General features: G+C 65.4%; 10 protein-coding genes. 4 read left to right on the top strand and 6 right to left on the bottom strand.

Going from position 1 to position 14639, the window contains the following annotated elements; genetic code table 11:
• Positions 1 to 5 precede the first annotated feature (5 nt).
• From CCC_RS02940 to CCC_RS02925, 4 genes are all read right to left on the bottom strand, one after another.
• Positions 6 to 1169: a glycosyltransferase gene (locus CCC_RS02940; protein WP_009869774.1), complete on the bottom strand. Its 1164-nt coding sequence runs from the start codon at positions 1167 to 1169 to the stop codon at positions 6 to 8.
• The gene (hpnA, locus tag CCC_RS02935; protein ID WP_041039729.1) at positions 1166 to 2158 is read right to left on the bottom strand and encodes a hopanoid-associated sugar epimerase; all 993 of its coding nucleotides are present in this window, start codon (positions 2156 to 2158) and stop codon (positions 1166 to 1168) included. The genes CCC_RS02940 and hpnA overlap by 4 nt, the downstream gene beginning before the upstream one ends.
• A 250-nt stretch (positions 2159 to 2408) precedes the next feature.
• The gene (locus CCC_RS02930) at positions 2409 to 4091 is read right to left on the bottom strand and encodes a hypothetical protein (protein ID WP_009869776.1); all 1683 of its coding nucleotides are present in this window, start codon (positions 4089 to 4091) and stop codon (positions 2409 to 2411) included.
• Positions 4088 to 5257, bottom strand: a complete 1170-nt coding sequence (locus tag CCC_RS02925) for an SEL1-like repeat protein (RefSeq protein WP_009869777.1) — start codon at positions 5255 to 5257, stop codon at positions 4088 to 4090. Before CCC_RS02925 ends, CCC_RS02930 begins: the two co-directional genes overlap by 4 nt.
• Positions 5258 to 5347: 90 nt before the next feature.
• On the opposite strand from CCC_RS02925, the gene CCC_RS02920 reads away from it, so the two are divergent.
• From CCC_RS02920 to CCC_RS02905, 4 genes are all read left to right on the top strand, one after another.
• The gene (locus tag CCC_RS02920) at positions 5348 to 5932 is read left to right on the top strand and encodes a 4'-phosphopantetheinyl transferase family protein (RefSeq protein WP_009869778.1); all 585 of its coding nucleotides are present in this window, start codon (positions 5348 to 5350) and stop codon (positions 5930 to 5932) included.
• Positions 5929 to 9903 (top strand): Pls/PosA family non-ribosomal peptide synthetase, encoded by a 3975-nt coding sequence (locus CCC_RS02915; RefSeq protein ID WP_009869779.1) that lies wholly within the window; start codon positions 5929 to 5931, stop codon positions 9901 to 9903. The genes CCC_RS02920 and CCC_RS02915 overlap by 4 nt, the downstream gene beginning before the upstream one ends.
• Before the next feature lie 8 nt (positions 9904 to 9911).
• Positions 9912 to 10124, top strand: a complete 213-nt coding sequence (locus CCC_RS02910) for a ribbon-helix-helix domain-containing protein (RefSeq protein ID WP_041040005.1) — start codon at positions 9912 to 9914, stop codon at positions 10122 to 10124.
• A gap of 319 nt (positions 10125 to 10443) precedes the next feature.
• Complete coding sequence (locus tag CCC_RS02905) at positions 10444 to 10863, top strand: DUF2934 domain-containing protein (protein ID WP_041039725.1); 420 nt, start codon at positions 10444 to 10446, stop codon at positions 10861 to 10863.
• Between the two features lie 12 nt (positions 10864 to 10875).
• Here the strand turns inward: CCC_RS02905 and CCC_RS02900 are convergent, their stop codons facing one another.
• The gene (locus CCC_RS02900) at positions 10876 to 13626 is read right to left on the bottom strand and encodes a bifunctional diguanylate cyclase/phosphodiesterase (RefSeq protein ID WP_009869782.1); all 2751 of its coding nucleotides are present in this window, start codon (positions 13624 to 13626) and stop codon (positions 10876 to 10878) included.
• Positions 13616 to 14614 carry an ABC transporter substrate-binding protein gene (locus CCC_RS02895; RefSeq protein ID WP_236686285.1) on the bottom strand — a complete coding sequence of 333 codons (999 nt, stop codon included), beginning with the start codon at positions 14612 to 14614 and terminating at the stop codon, positions 13616 to 13618. The genes CCC_RS02900 and CCC_RS02895 overlap by 11 nt, the downstream gene beginning before the upstream one ends.
• Between the last annotated feature and the right edge of the window lie 25 nt (positions 14615 to 14639).

Below are 14639 nucleotides of genomic sequence, written 5' to 3'. Positions count from 1 at the left end.
GGCGTTCACGGAGCGGCTCCCTGGCCGTAGGTGTCTTGCATCCGGCCCTTCCACTCGCCGCCCTGGCCGCCATAATACTTCCAGGCGGAATGGAGCGTGGCGCCCAGATAGAACAGGGACACCACCGGCAAGGCCAGCGCCCAGGCCGGGAACAGACGGTAATAGCGGACCATGGGATAATAGGCGATGGTCATGGCCGCCCAGGTCAGGGCGCCGGTGGAGGCGCCGCCGCCATTGCGCATGGCCAGCAGGGGCGGAGCCACGAAGACCAGCAGCATGGCGAAGACCGTGCCGAGCAACAGCAGCGGCGAATGGCACAACTGGGTATAGGCCGAGCGGGAAATCATCCGCCACAGCCCTTCCGGCCCGTCATAGTGCCGGGTGCTGACGGTTTCCTCGGCCAGATCCAGGGTCAGGCGCCCGTGATGCTCCTTCACGCAGGCCGCCAGGGTGCAATCGTCGATCAGGGCGTCCTTGATGGCCTTGATGCCGCCGATCTTCTCCAGCATCACCGGACGGATCACCACATAACCACCAGCGGCTGCGGATGTGGTGGACCGCGAATCCTTCACCCAGGCGAAGGGATAGAGCATGCGGAAGAAAAAGACGAAGGCGGGAACGATGGCCTTTTCCCACAGGCTTTGGGTGGACAGGCGCACCATCAGCGAGGCCATGTCCAACCCCTCGGCCAGCATGCGCGACACGGTGCGGCGCAATTCGCCCGCCCCATGACGGATATCGGCGTCCGACAGCAGCAGAAGCTCGGCCTCGGGGAACCTGGCCCGCGCCACGGCCACACCGTGATTTTGCGCCCACATCTTGCCGGTCCAGCCTCGGGGCAGATCGGGGGCCTCGACCACGATCATCTTGGCGGACTGTCCCATCGCTTCGGCGGCCTGGCGCGCGGCCTCGGCGGTACCGTCCGAGGAATGGTCATCCACCAGCACCACCGAGAACTCGCCAGGGTAATTCTGCGACAAAAGGGATTCGATGGTGGCGCCGATGACATCGGCCTCGTCGCGGGCGGGAATGACCGCCACCACCTGGGGCCAGTTTTCCGGCACCACGGCTTGCGGAGCGTCCTCGATCCGCCAGAATGACCCCCGCATGGTCAACAGCCAGGCCCAGGCCCCGACCCCGGCCAGACCGGCAAGCGATGCCAGACTCATGGAACCTCCCCGATGCTCTTGAACCACTCCACCGCCGCGTCCAGCGCCTCGTCGGCCGAACGGTGACGATACCCCAGTTCCCGCTCGGCCTTGGCCGAGGAGAAGAACATATGAATCCGCGACATCTTGAGCCCGTCCATGGTGACGAAGGGCTCGCCGCCGAACAGCCGCGCCCAGGTCTCGGCGCCCAGCGCCAGGGGATAAAGCGGCCAGCGCGGCAGCTTCATCAGGGGCGGACGTCCCCCGGTAATCTTGGCGATGCGGATCAGAATATCGGCGAGCGTCAGATTGTCGCCACCCAGAATGTAGCGCTCGCCCACCCGGCCCTTGTCCAGGGCCAGAAGATGGCCCTCGGCCACGTCATCCACATGGACGATGTTGAGGCCGGTATCCACATAGGCCGGCATGCGGCCCGAAGCCGCCTCGACGATCATGCGGCCCGTGGGCGTCGGCTTGACGTCGCCCGGCCCAACGGGCGTGGACGGGTTGCAGATCACCGCGGGCAGGCCCTGTTCGGCCACCATGCGGCGGACCACCTCCTCGGCCAGGAACTTGGACTGCTTGTAGGGGCCGACCTTGTCGGAAATGCCGCTGGGCGTGTCCTCGTCGGCCAGACCGCCATCCACATGGCCCAGGGTCGCCACAGAAGAGGTGTAGACCACCCGCTCCACCTTTTCCGCCAGGGCGGCTTCCATCAACGCCCGCGTGCCTTCCACATTGGCGGCCATCATGGCCGCCGGGTCGGGAACCCAGATGCGGTAATCGGCGGCGGTATGAATCAGCACCCGGCACCCGGCCATGGCCTTGCGTAACGAGGCGGCGTCTTCCAGGCGGCCCTCGACCACGTCCACATGCAGATTGGCGACGTTGCGCCGATCCGAGCTGGGGCGCGCCAGGACGCGCACGGCCTCGCCGCGCGCCAGCAGGGCGCGGACGATGGCGGCGCCGACAAATCCGGTCGCCCCGGTGACGAGAACAGGTCCAGCCATTTCCCCAAGCCTCATCGCGACCGGGCGTGATCGCGCGGCCGAAGGCCGCTAGTTACAACGATTGTGTGGGTTTCCGCCAGTGATTCTTTGGGGGCGCCACGTATCCTCACTTGTCATCCCGAGCCTTGGCGAGGGATCTCATCCTGGACCGACTTTTCCAAGCAGGGCACCGTATGCCAAGCGGAGATCCCTCCGCCTGTGGCGTCGGGATGACAGATGGGGGTGCCCGCACCTATCAAACCCCCATCCCTCAGCCGAATCCGCATTCCACCAGCAGGCGGTGGAAGTCGCGCAGATGCTTCTCGCCCTGGCTGGGATCGGGCATGGAGGCGACGAACTTCTCCTCGAACTGCTTTTGGCGCAGATGCTCGACCACGCGGGCCTTGGCCATATTGAGCGATTTGCCCTCGATCAGCACGCCCGAGCCGCAGAACTTGACCAGCCGGATGGCGCGCATGGCGAGCGGGTCGTCGGGCTTGTCCACCTTCTCGATGATCTCCTCGGCGGTGAGATAGCGGACCATCACGTCGTCGATGCGGTCGGCCAGCTCCTTGCGGAACGTATCGACCAGATGGGGGCAGGAGCGCAGCAGCTTGTTGGCGTTGTTGAGCGCCGCCATGCGCGCCGGAGGGGCGAGGCGCACCGGCGCCCACAGATCGATATGGTTGGAGCGCCGCACATGGGCGTCCAGCATCTCGGTGAGAACCTCTCCCATGCTGCGCCCCAGATTGGACCCCGCCAGGGTGAGAAGGAACTGCAACCGCACGCAGCCATCGGGCAGGGCGCCCAACAGAAGTTGCAGCGCCTGGGGGGCCGAAACGCTGGCACCGCCTGAATTGAGCACACGGGCGCCGCGCTGCAACAGCGCCTCGGCCATGGGCGAGCCGCCCACCACCCGGTCCTTGTCCACCAGCCGGGTCAGCAGCTTGTGGAACATCTCGTATTCCTGGGAGGAATCGTTGCGCGACAGAGGATTGGTTCCGCCCGCCTCACGGATGACGCGGCCCATCAGCACATCGCGGCTTTGGGGCAGCGCCCCTTCGGCGAACAGCTTGTTCAGATCGGTGAAGGTCTGGGGGGCGAATTTGGCGGCCTCGGCGCCCCCTTCGGTCAGGCTGACGATGGTGCACAGCGCCGCCGACAGATTGGACTGAAAGCCCAGCAGATCCTGAATCACCTGGGCGGGCACGGTGAGATCGGCGATCACCGCATCGATCTCCACCATATTGCCCTTGGCCTCGGGCTCGGCCGCCCAGGCCACCAGCAGGTCCAGCTTGCCGAACCACGAGCGTTTTTCCAGCAATGCCAGGGTCATATGGGAGCGAAGCGCGAAAGTATCGCCCTTGGAGAACGCCACCGCCTCGGCGAAACTGGCGGGAGTCTTGGGCTTCTTGGCGGCGAAGTCGCGGGCCCTTTTCCCCATCTCCTCCCAGCTCTTGTCCAGGAAGTCCTTGCGGACCTTGGACTCTTCGCCCGAGACCTTGGCCTGCAGCCCCGCCACCCGGTCGATGGCCGAGAACAGCAGATTGCCCTTGTCTCCGAACCGCTTCATCTCCTTGGCGTCGTGCAGCAGTTCGAAGGGCGTCACCAGCGCCTCGTCCAGATATTTGCGCAACAGCTTGCCCATGGTGGTGCGCGACGGCTGGAGGTAGAAATCCTCCAGGTCCGAGCAGAGCGGCGCCTCGGTGATGGTGGTGAGCTGGGGATCGCCAGCCGCTTTCTCGGCGGCCTTCTTCTCCATCAGAACGGTTTCGGAATGGGTGCCGTCGATGCGCTCGTGATCCTTGACCACCCGCACCGCCGCATGGTTGCCCGCCTGCAGCAGATTCTCGGCGAAGGCCTTGGCCTTGGCCTCGTCGGGCGCCATTTCGGCGATCACCCAGTTCTTATCGGCCAGAACCTGGACCTCGTAAGAGACCTTGGGGCCGCTCATGACACGGTCTCCGCCGCGTGCCGCTTTTCCAGGGCCGCCGCCTGGGTCTCGGCGCGCGGATCACCGGATTTGGCGGCCCGGCGGAACCAGCGGATGGCTGCCTCCTCGTCCTTGTCCACCCCCAGGCCCAGGGCCAGCATCGCGGCGTAATTATACTGGGCCTCGGCCAGCCCCTGTTCGGCGGCGCGGCGGCACATCATGGCCGCCTCGGTGGGATCGGCATCGGTGCCGCGCCCTTGGCGCAGCATGTTGGAGAGGTTGTGGAGCGCCAGCGCCAGTCCCTGATCGGCGGCCTGACGATACAGTTCCACCGCCTGGGTCTCGTCGCGCTCGACCCCGCTTCCCGCCTCGTAAAGGGCGCCGAGTGCGAAGATGGCCCCGGCATCGCCCTGCTCGGCCGCCTGTTTGAACCATTTGGCCGCCACTTCCGCGCTGGATTCCACGCCGCGGCCCTGCTGGATCATGTTGCCCAGATTGAACTGAGCCTGCGGATCGCCCTGCTTGGCCGCCTCGCGGTACCATTTCAGGGCATGGGCGTTGCTTTGCGCCACCCCCAGGCCCAGGTCGTACATCACGCCCAGGGAGAACTGGCCGCGCGCATCATTGGCCTTGGCCGCCAGGGTATAGAGCCGGACCGCCTCGGCCAGATCGGGAGCGACACCCTTGCCCTCGCGATAGGCATTGCCCAGCGCCACCATGCAAGCCGGATCGCCCTTGTCCACCCCGGCCCGCAATAGGGCCGGATCATCCATGCTTTCGCCGATGCGCAAGGGATCGGTCTCCACCTCGATCTCGGGCAGGGCGATGATTTTGGGGCCCTTTGGGACGGGAGGAGGTTCGGGGATGGGCTCGGCGACGACGGGCGGCCTGGCCTCCGCGGCGGCGGGCGTGCCGTAATCGGGACGTTCGACGGGTTGGCGCTTGCCCGGCAGGTCGTCCACGCGTCGGCGCACATCCACGCCTTCGGCCGCCATCTTCTTCAACAGGGCCATGGCCTCGGCATTGCCCTGGCGCGCCGAGCGCACCAGCCAGACCACCGCCTCGTCCAGATCGCGCTTGACCTGATAGCCCAGGCGATAAAGATCACCGAGCTTGAACTGAGCGACCGGATCGTTTTCCAGCGCCAGCGTACGATAACGGGTGACGATCTCTGGTTCGCGCGCCATTCTGGCCATCCACCCAAAGGAAACCGCCCACCAGAATGCCGCATTAGGACGGCGGAGTCGATGCGATTGGACACAGTACCATTGGATGGGATGACCTGGCTGCATACCGGCCTCGCCCAATCGGCCGAGGCGCGGTCGCGCCTGCTTTTCCGCCACCTGTCCCAAGCGCTGGACCGCCCCGAAACCGAGATCGCCATTACCAGGGATTCCTTTGGCAAGCCCATGCTGAGCGATCCCGGTCCGGGCTATTGGTTCAACTGCTCATCCTGTAACGGGCTGATGCTGATCGCCGGATCACGCAACGGGCCGGTGGGGGCCGATATCGAGACGGTGGAGCGCTGCCGCCCGGTCTGGGAGGATGCCGCGCGCCAATTCGCCCCCGCCGAGCGGGCGCGTCTGGCCGCCATGGCCCCCGATGATCAGCCTTTGGCCTTCGCCCGGCTGTGGACGGCCAAGGAAGCGGTCCTGAAGGCCCGCGGCACCGGCATCGTCCTTGGGCTGACCGAACCGGATCTGTCCTCCGTCGCGGATCTGGCGGCTCCGCCGCCCTGGAAACGCATAAAAATCAACGTGGGGGGTGACCGCTTTGCCGTGACTTGGTATACCCTCCCCTTGGACGCGGCACTGGTTATCGCCGCGCGCGCCGATGCGGCGCCAAACCTGGAAACGACGTGACACAATCCCTGCTTTCCGCCCTGTTCGGGCCCCGTGATTCCGCCCTGATCCGTGACGAGACCCTGTGGGAGATCTTCTCTTCCAGCGTCCGCGCCTTTCCCCACGCCGCCGCCGCCACCTTCGGCGACGTCACCCTGACCTATGCCCAGTTGTCGGAGCGCGCCCAGACCGTGGCCCGCGCCCTGGCGGCGCGCGGGATCGGACGGGGCGATTTCGTCGGGCTGTGGATGAGCCGATCCCTGGATCTGCACGTGGCCCTGCTGGGCATTCTGGCCTCGGGCGCCGCCTATATCCCCTTCGACACCGAGGCCCCCGCCGACCGGGTGGCCGAGTGCCTGGACGATTGCGCCGCCAAGGCGCTGATCGTCGATGCCTTCACCATGGGCGGCATCACCGGCACCATGCCGGCCCATACCCTGATCCTGCCGAGTCTGGAGCAGGGCGCGCCAACGGGCGCCTCGCCCGATCCGCGCACCCAGGGCGCCAGCAGCGCCGATCCCGCCTATGCCATCTACACGTCGGGCTCCACCGGCAAGCCCAAAGCCATCGTCATCAGCCATTCCAACATCTGCCATTACCTGCGCGCCGCCAATTCCATCTACGGGCTGCGGGCCGACGACGTGGTGTTCCAGGGCGCTTCGGTGGCCTTTGACCTGTCGCTGGAAGAGATCTTCGTGCCCTATCTGGTGGGCGCGCGCCTGTGGATCGCCGGACGCCGCACCCTGGCCGAGGCCGACCAGTTGCCCGACGTGCTGGCCCAGGCCGGAATCACCGTTCTCGACACGGTGCCGACCCTCTTGGGCCTGCTGCCCGGCGATATCCCGGGCCTGCGCGTCATCATTCTGGGCGGCGAGGCCTGCCCCCCCGCTTTGGCCGAGCGCTGGTGCCGTCCGGGGCGGCGCATCTTCAATTCCTATGGCCCCACCGAGGCCACGGTGGTGGCCACCATCGCCGAGGTCGAGCCAGGCAAGCCGGTGACCATCGGGCGGCCCATTCCCAATTACGTCTGCTTCGTGGCCGACGACCTCATCCAGCCCGTCGCGCCGGGCATGACCGGTGAGTTGCTGATCGGCGGGCCGGGCGTGGCCGCCGGATATCTCGGCCGCCCCGATCTCACCGCCGAGAAATTTATCGCCAATCCATGGGACACGGACGGTTCCGCCCCGGTGCTCTATCGTTCGGGCGATGCGGTGGCCATCGACGAAAACGGCGACATCACCTTTCACGGCCGTATCGACGATCAGGTCAAGATCAGAGGCTTTCGCGTCGAACTGGGCGAGATCGAGGCACGCCTCGCCGCGCTTCCCGGCGTTCATCAGGCGGCGGTATCCTTGCGCACCGATGACGGCATCGAGCGTCTGGTGGCGACCATCGTGCCGGAGACAGGGGCCACCATCGAAGGCGGCACCCTTAAGGAAGGCCTGCGCGGCCAGCTTCCCGCCTATATGGTTCCGTCCCATTATCTGGTGGTGGACGAACTGCCCCGGCTGATTTCGGGCAAGCTGAACCGCAAGGCGTTGAAGGACTTTCCGCTGGACCTCTCGGTCGGCGGCGGCGAGCAGGAAGAGCCCGCCACCCGCACCGAGGCCGCCCTCTTAGAAGCGGCGCGCCGCGTCTTCCCTGGCCAGGCCATTCCTTTTGAGGCCGACTTTTTCCTGGATTTGGGCGGCCATTCGCTGCTGGCCGCCAAATTCGTCTCGGCGGTGCGCGAGACCCCGGAACTGGCCAGCCTGACTCTCAACGAGATCTACAACGCCCGAACCCTGCGCGCCATGGGAGCGTTGCTCGACGCCCGCGCGCCCGCGCCGGGCGCCAAGCCCGCCGATCTGTCCTTCGATCCGCCCACCTTGCTGCGCCGGTTCCTGTGCGGACTGGCCCAGGCGGTGGCCATGCCCTTCATCCTGGCGCTGACCACGGCGCCATGGCTGGGCGTGTTCGTCTCCTACATGCTGCTGTCGGGCGAAGATGCCAGCTTCTTCACCGAGATGGGGACCCTGATGGTCACCTATGCGGTGATCAATGTGGGCACCATCGCCTCGTCCATCGCGCTGAAATGGCTGATCCTGGGACGGACCCGGCCCGGTCGCCACAAGCTGTGGGGCGTTTATTATTTCCGCTGGTGGCTGGCCCAGCGGGTGGTCAGCGTCGCCCATATCAAGTGGTTCCAGGGCACGCCCATCATGAGCATCTATCTGCGCCTGCTGGGCGCCAAGGTGGGCAGTGACTGCGTGCTGGCCGAGATGGAAGCGGGCGCCTTCGATCTGGTGAGCATCGGCAACGGCGTGGCCATCGGCGGCAAGACCCGTCTGGCCAATGCGGAAGCCGTGGGCGACGAACTGGTGATCGGTACCATCGAGATCGGCGACGACGTCTATATGGGCAGTTCGTGCATGATCGCCGATGGCGTGGTGATCGAGACGGGCGGCGAGATCGGCGACCTCACCTCCATCACCACGGGGACCAGGGTGGGCCGCTATGAGCATTGGGACGGCTCGCCCGGCCGCAAGGTGGGCATGGTGGACGAGGCCGCCCTGCCCGAACATGCCCAGGCCAGTTTCGGCCGCAAATTGGGCCTGACCCTGCTTTACGGCCTGATGCTGGTGGTCTTGCCGCCCATCAGCCTGCTGCCCATCTTCCCGGCCTTCTCCATCTTCGAGCGCCTGAGCGACGTTCTGGCGGGCGGCGAATACGCCACCATCCTGCCGCTGCTGGCCTGGCCCACCGCCATGGCGCTGATCTTCGTTACCGTGCTGCTCATCGCCCTGGTGCGCTGGACGGTGCTGCCTGTGGTCACCGCGGGAAGCTACTCCATCTACGGCAGTCTCTACGTCCGCAAATGGATCGTGGCTCTGGCCACCGAACTGATGCTCGAAACCCTGTCGTCGCTGTACGCCACCGTCTATATGCGCATGTGGTACCGGCTGATGGGGGCCAAGATCGGCAAGGACGCCGAGATCTCGTGCAATCTGGCCGGACGCTATGACCTGACCGATATCGGTCCGGGTTGTTTCATCGCCGACGAGGTGGTGCTGGGCGACGAATGCGTGCGGCGCGGCTGGATGGTCCTGGAACCGGTCAAGACCGAGGCCCGCGTCTTCGTCGGCAACGACGCCGTGGTACCGCCCGGCGCGGTGATTCCCACCGGCACCCTGATCGGCATCAAGTCGCGGCCACCCGCCAATGACCAGATGCAAGCCTGCGACACCTGGTTCGGCAATCCGCCCTTCAAGCTGCCGGTGCGCCAGCGCTTCGACAGCGTGGGCTCGGACTGGACCTTCACGCCGCCCCTGTGGCGCCGGGCCTGGCGCGCCGTGTTCGAGGCCTTCGCCGTCTCGTTGCCCACCATGCTGTTCATCACCTTCGGCATCCTGACCGTGGACCTGCTGGCGCCCAGCATTCTGGCGCGGGAATACGCCACCGTCCTGCCGCTGTTCGTGGCCGCCTCGGTGGCCATCTCCTTCTCGCTGGCCCTGTCCTCGGTGGCGGTGAAGTGGCTGATGATGTGGATCTACCGCCCCACCGCCAAGCCCATGTGGTCGTGGTGGGCGCTGCGCACCGAAGCGGTCGCGGTCATGTATTGGGGCCTGGCGGGAAAAGTGCTGCTGGACCATCTGCGCGGCACGCCCTTCCTGCCCTGGTTCCTGTGGCTGTACGGCTGCCGCTTCGGCCAGGGCGTGTTCATGGACACCACCGACATCACCGAATTCGACTGCATCGAGGTGGGCGATTTCTGCGCGATCAACTCGTTGTCGGCCTTGCAGACCCATCTTTACGAGGACCGGGTCATGAAGGTGGGCCGCGTCAAGCTGGGCAAGGGCGTGAGCGTGGGTTCGGGCTCCACCGTGCTCTACGACACCGATGTGGGCGACTTCGCCCGGATCGGCATGCTGACCATCGTCATGAAGGGTGAAGGTATTCCGGCCCACTCCCAGTGGGAGGGCGCCCCCGCCCAGACGGTTATCGTCAGGTGATCAGCGGCATGCCGGTCAAGCGCTCGGTCAAGATCGCCGGTCACGCCACCAGCGTCACGCTGGAGCCCGAGTTCTGGGACTGTCTGAAGGATATGGCGACCGCGCGGGGGCTGTCGGTCAATCAGATGGTGGCGGAAATCGACAGCGCGCGCGGCGCCAATCTGTCCTCGGCCATCCGGGTGTTCGTGCTGAACGAACTCAAAAAGCTAGCCGCCGGTTGAAATCCCGGCGGCCGCCTTGCACGAAACCCTATTTCCGGCTCAGAACGAACCAGGCGAGCCCGCCGGTCACCGCCAGAATAAATCCCAGGAAAGTCAAGGCAATAACGGCCGTATTGTCGATAACCATTTGTGTCCTCCCCCTCGGAAAACATCAGTTGATGCCACCCAAGGGTAGCAGGGGCCTTATCGCCAAGCTTTGATATATATCAGTGCACAAACTGTCATACAGCCATCACTTCTGCGGCATTGAATCCCCCTGCCATTCGCCCTAGGATTATCCATGAAAAAAATGGACAATCCGGCAATCGGGAGGGACCCGATGGCAAGCCTGCATCCCGAAAAGCTGACTTTGGCGGAAACCGGCGCCCTGGCCCTGGATGAGGCAGCCCAGGAACTGGACAAGGCCTGCGACACGACCAGCTTCCTCAAGGCGTTGGAGCGCAATCAGCGCGTCTGGCGGACCTTGGCCCACATCGCCGCCGCGCGGGCCTGGCAGTTTCCGAACCAGCGTCAGGTGGCCTATGCCCTTTCGACGGATGAACACGGCAACGGCGCCAGTGACGCGCGCGTCAACGCCCTGATCGACATCAACCGGGAAGTCTCGGACATTCTGGCCCATGGCGATGATATCGCCCGCATCCGCGAGCGGGCCTATGCCATCTGGGAAAGCCGCGGCCGCCCCCAGGAACAGGACCTCGAGCACTGGCTGCTGGCCGAGATGGAATTGTCCAGCGGTTGACGCCCTTTGCCATCACCCCGGCCGATCGGGTGAACAGGTCACGGGCAGATAGTCCTGCGCCTCCTCGACCGAAACCGGTCGGGCGAAGAAGAACCCTTGGGCGAAGTCGCAGCCGTTATCGCTCAGAAACGAACTCTGCGCCTCGGTTTCCACCCCTTCGGCGACCACGTCCAGGGAAAGAGCCTTGGCCATGTTGATAATGGCCAGACAGATGGCCTCCCCTTCGGGGTCTCCCGGCAGATCGGTGACGAAGGACTTGTCGATTTTCAGCACATCCACCGGAAAGCGCTTCAAATAGCTGAGACTGGAATAGCCAGTCCCGAAGTCGTCGATGCTGAGCTTGATTCCCAGATCCTTGAGACGGAATAAGATGGCGCGGACCTGATCCGCGTCGCCCATCAGCATGCTTTCCGTCAGTTCCAGTTCCAGCACTGTGGGCGGCAGACCGAATTCGCGCAGCAAGGAGTCGATCTCCCCGGCCAGGCCGGGATTGCCCAACTGCCCCGCCGACAGATTGACGGCCACCGGCAAGAGTACCCGCCCATGGGCCCGCCAACCGGCCAATGTCTCCATGGTCAGGCGCAGGACCAGCTCGCCGATGCCGCCAATCAGGCCGCATTCCTCGGCCACCGGAATGAAGCGGCTGGGCGGCACCATCCCATGGTCGGGGCTCTGCCAGCGGGCCAGGGCCTCAAAGCCGGTGACGCGGCCCTCGGCCAGCCGGACCTTGGGTTGCAGATGGATGAAAACATCTCCGTCGCGCAGGCCGCGGCGCAGCGACTTTTCCAACTGGCGGCGCTCGGCCATCTGGCGATCCATGGCGCCGGTGAAAAACTGGAAGCCCAGCCGTCCCTTCTCCTTGGCTTTGTACATGGCGATATCGGCCTTGCGGATCAGGGTTTCGGCCTTGTCACCGTCATCGGGCGCCATACTGATGCCGATTGAGCATCCGACCTCGATGGCCTGGGCGTCGATGGCGAAGGAATCGCTCATCACCGCCAGAACCCGCTCGGCCAATTCCGCCGCCTTTTCCCGGCTTTGAATGTCAGGCGCCAGCAAAATGAATTCATCACCGCCATGGCGGCAAACGATATTGCGTCCGCCCTCGATGGAGCGCAGGCGCCCCGCCACCTCCACCAGCAGGCGGTCGCCGAAGCTGTGCCCCAGGATGTCGTTGACCACCTTGAAATTGTCCAGATCGATGAACAGCAGGCAGTGCAGCTGACGCGCCCCGGTCTCGGGCAGGATCTCTTCGAGCTTTTCCCTTAGCACCACCCGGTTGGCCAGGCCGGTCAGGGCGTCGTGACGGGCCAGGAAGCGGATATTGGATTCCGCCTCCTTGCGCGCCGAGATATCGCGCATGATTCCGGAAAAGTACCGCTGCCCCTTGAACGAAAATCCGGCCAGGGTGACCTCCACCGGAAACAGGGTGCCGTCCTTGCGCTGGGCGGGCTGTTCGCGCGGCTCGGTCTGGAGACGACCGTCGGTCTCGGTCCTGAGGTGAGCCAGGACATCGTCATGACGTCCACGCAAATGACTGGGCATCAGGAGTCCCACATTGCGCCCGATCACCTCGGCGGCCTGATAGCCGAACATGCGGGTCGCGGCGCGGTTCCAGGTGGTGATGCAGCCCTGGGCGTCGATCACCACCAGGGCGTCGCTGGCGCTTTCCATCACCAGCCGGAACTTCTCCTCGGAATCGCCCAGGTCGTTCAACAGATCGGCGACCCGGCCGGTCATGGAATTGAACGCCATGGCCAAGGCCCCGATCTCGTCGGAGGACCGCACCGGGGCGCGGCGGCTCATGTCGCCGGCCTCAACATCGCGCACCGCATCGGCCAGGGCGTCGATGGGCGCCAGAATGGCGTGGCGCGAATAGCGCATCAGAAACCAGGCGCCGATCCCTGCGAACAACAAAACCAGGGCCACGATCAAGGCCGCGCCCGCGGGCAGTTTGAGGGCGCTGAACAGGGGCTGTTCCACGACCATCAGAAAACGGCGGCCGCCGACCACAAAAGCCTCGCTGGTGCTGAACACCCAATCCCCGTCGAGCCCCCGGACAATTCCATCGGTCAAGGGCAGGCTGCGCGCGGCATGGGCCAGAACCACCGACGGATTGCGGTGGGCGATAACCTGACCGCCGCGATCGAGAATATAGCTGTTCAATTGCTCCAATCCGGGCGCTGGCTGCGTGAATTCCCAAATCTTGCGGAAACGGGCCTGGGCTAGAATGAACCCCTCGGGCCGACCAGTCCGGGGATCCATGGAAGGCACGACGAGGCCGATCATCGGCTCGTTTGTCGGAACGTAATGCCGGATGTCTCCGATGGCCGTGGCGCCGTCGATCATGGCCGCCGCCACCTCGGGCAGATGGCCGAGTCCGGCCACGCCCTGCGCGATCACCGGTTCATAGCGGCTGGCCCGCGTCAGGACGGCCCCCTGGGCATCGAGCAAGGCCACTTCGATGAACATGGGCTCGAAGGCGATCAGTCCGTCGGCCAAGGATTGGCGACTGGCCGCATCGCGTCGGCCCATGCCCTGGCGGCGCAGCGGCTCCTCCAGTTCAAGGATCAGATTCCCCAGATAATGGCGGAATTCGGAAATGATGCTATGGCCGACCTGACGCTGAATGGCCTCGGTCTGGCGGTCCTGAAGACGATAGGCCCCCACCGAGAGGGCAAGGCCCGCCACCACAAGCGGTCCCAGGGCCAGCACCAAGAAGGCCAGCACCAATTTGCGGTGGAGGGAGAGTTCAGCTTCCATCGCCCCCCCGCCTGGCTCGAATCAGATCCGCCTGCCGCAGGATCTGATCGGGAAGGGAAATACCTAGCCGCTCCATGGTCTCCACATTGATCGTCAGGCGGAACTCCGCCGTCTCGACCGGAAGGTCGCCTGCGGGAACGCCGCCCAGGACCTGGGCCGCCAGCCGCGCCCCTTGGGCGCCCAGCGACCTCATATCCAAGCCATAGGACATGAAGGCACCTTCCACCACGCCGCCGCGCTGGGGCGTGGTCAGGGGTACATTCCGTCCCAGCGTGGCCACGAGGATACGCGGCACCTGGGACGCAACATAGGCATCCACCGGAACGAACACCGCCCCCACATCGGGCGCCATGGCCGCCAGGGCCGCGTCCAGTTCGGCCCCGCTGCGCACATATGCCAGATCGAGACGGATCCCCAGACCGTCGGCGACCGGCCGGATCTTTTCCAGCGATGCCTGTGGCGACGGATCATCGGGATTGAAAGGCACCAGAACCGCCGTCAGGCCGGGCAGCATGGTCTTCAGCCATTGCAGACGGACTGGCTCCTGGATGCCGAAGGTGACACCGGTGGCGTTGCGCCCCGGCCGCCCCAGGCTCTCTGCCAGACCGATGGCGATGGGATCGCTGGCCGGAGCGAAGATCAGGGGAATGCCCGCCGCCTTGGCGACCCGGAAGGCCGCCTTGGCCGCCGGAGTGGACAGGGTCAGAAACAGATCCGGCTTCAACGCCGCCAGCCGCTCGGCCTCGGATTCCAGAACGGAACCGCCGAGCGGGCCCCGGTAGTAATAGGTGGCCTGTCCGCCTTCCACATAGCCATGGCTGGCAAGACCGGCCTTGAAGCCCTCAAGGGCCTCCTCGGCGACGATGGCATGGTTGAGAACGCCCACCACCACTTTGCGGTCGTCAAAAACCCCGCCCCAGCGAAGCAGCATGAACACGGCCAGCAGCGCGCAACCCATCATTGCCACCATGCCACCGCGCAAATGCATCTCTCCCCCCATACCAAGGGCCCCA

The organism is Paramagnetospirillum magnetotacticum MS-1 (genome assembly GCF_000829825.1).
Lineage (GTDB): Bacteria > Pseudomonadota > Alphaproteobacteria > Rhodospirillales > Magnetospirillaceae > Phaeospirillum > Phaeospirillum magnetotacticum.
Note: the sequence above shows the minus strand (reverse complement) of the source record. Positions and strands in the feature narration are given on the sequence as shown.

Excerpts from the sequence above, each read along its gene's own strand:
- CCC_RS02940 (WP_009869774.1), bottom strand. The coding sequence starts at position 1,169 with ATGAGTCTGGCATCGCTTGCCGGTCTGGCCGGGGTCGGGGCCTGGGCC.
- hpnA (WP_041039729.1), bottom strand. The coding sequence starts at position 2,158 with ATGGCTGGACCTGTTCTCGTCACCGGGGCGACCGGATTTGTCGGCGCC.
- CCC_RS02930 (WP_009869776.1), bottom strand. The coding sequence starts at position 4,091 with ATGAGCGGCCCCAAGGTCTCTTACGAGGTCCAGGTTCTGGCCGATAAG.
- CCC_RS02925 (WP_009869777.1), bottom strand. The coding sequence starts at position 5,257 with ATGGCGCGCGAACCAGAGATCGTCACCCGTTATCGTACGCTGGCGCTG.
- CCC_RS02920 (WP_009869778.1), top strand. The coding sequence starts at position 5,348 with ATGACCTGGCTGCATACCGGCCTCGCCCAATCGGCCGAGGCGCGGTCG.
- CCC_RS02910 (WP_041040005.1), top strand. The coding sequence starts at position 9,912 with ATGCCGGTCAAGCGCTCGGTCAAGATCGCCGGTCACGCCACCAGCGTC.
- CCC_RS02905 (WP_041039725.1), top strand. The coding sequence starts at position 10,444 with ATGGCAAGCCTGCATCCCGAAAAGCTGACTTTGGCGGAAACCGGCGCC.
- CCC_RS02900 (WP_009869782.1), bottom strand. The coding sequence starts at position 13,626 with ATGGAAGCTGAACTCTCCCTCCACCGCAAATTGGTGCTGGCCTTCTTG.
- CCC_RS02895 (WP_236686285.1), bottom strand. The coding sequence starts at position 14,614 with ATGCATTTGCGCGGTGGCATGGTGGCAATGATGGGTTGCGCGCTGCTG.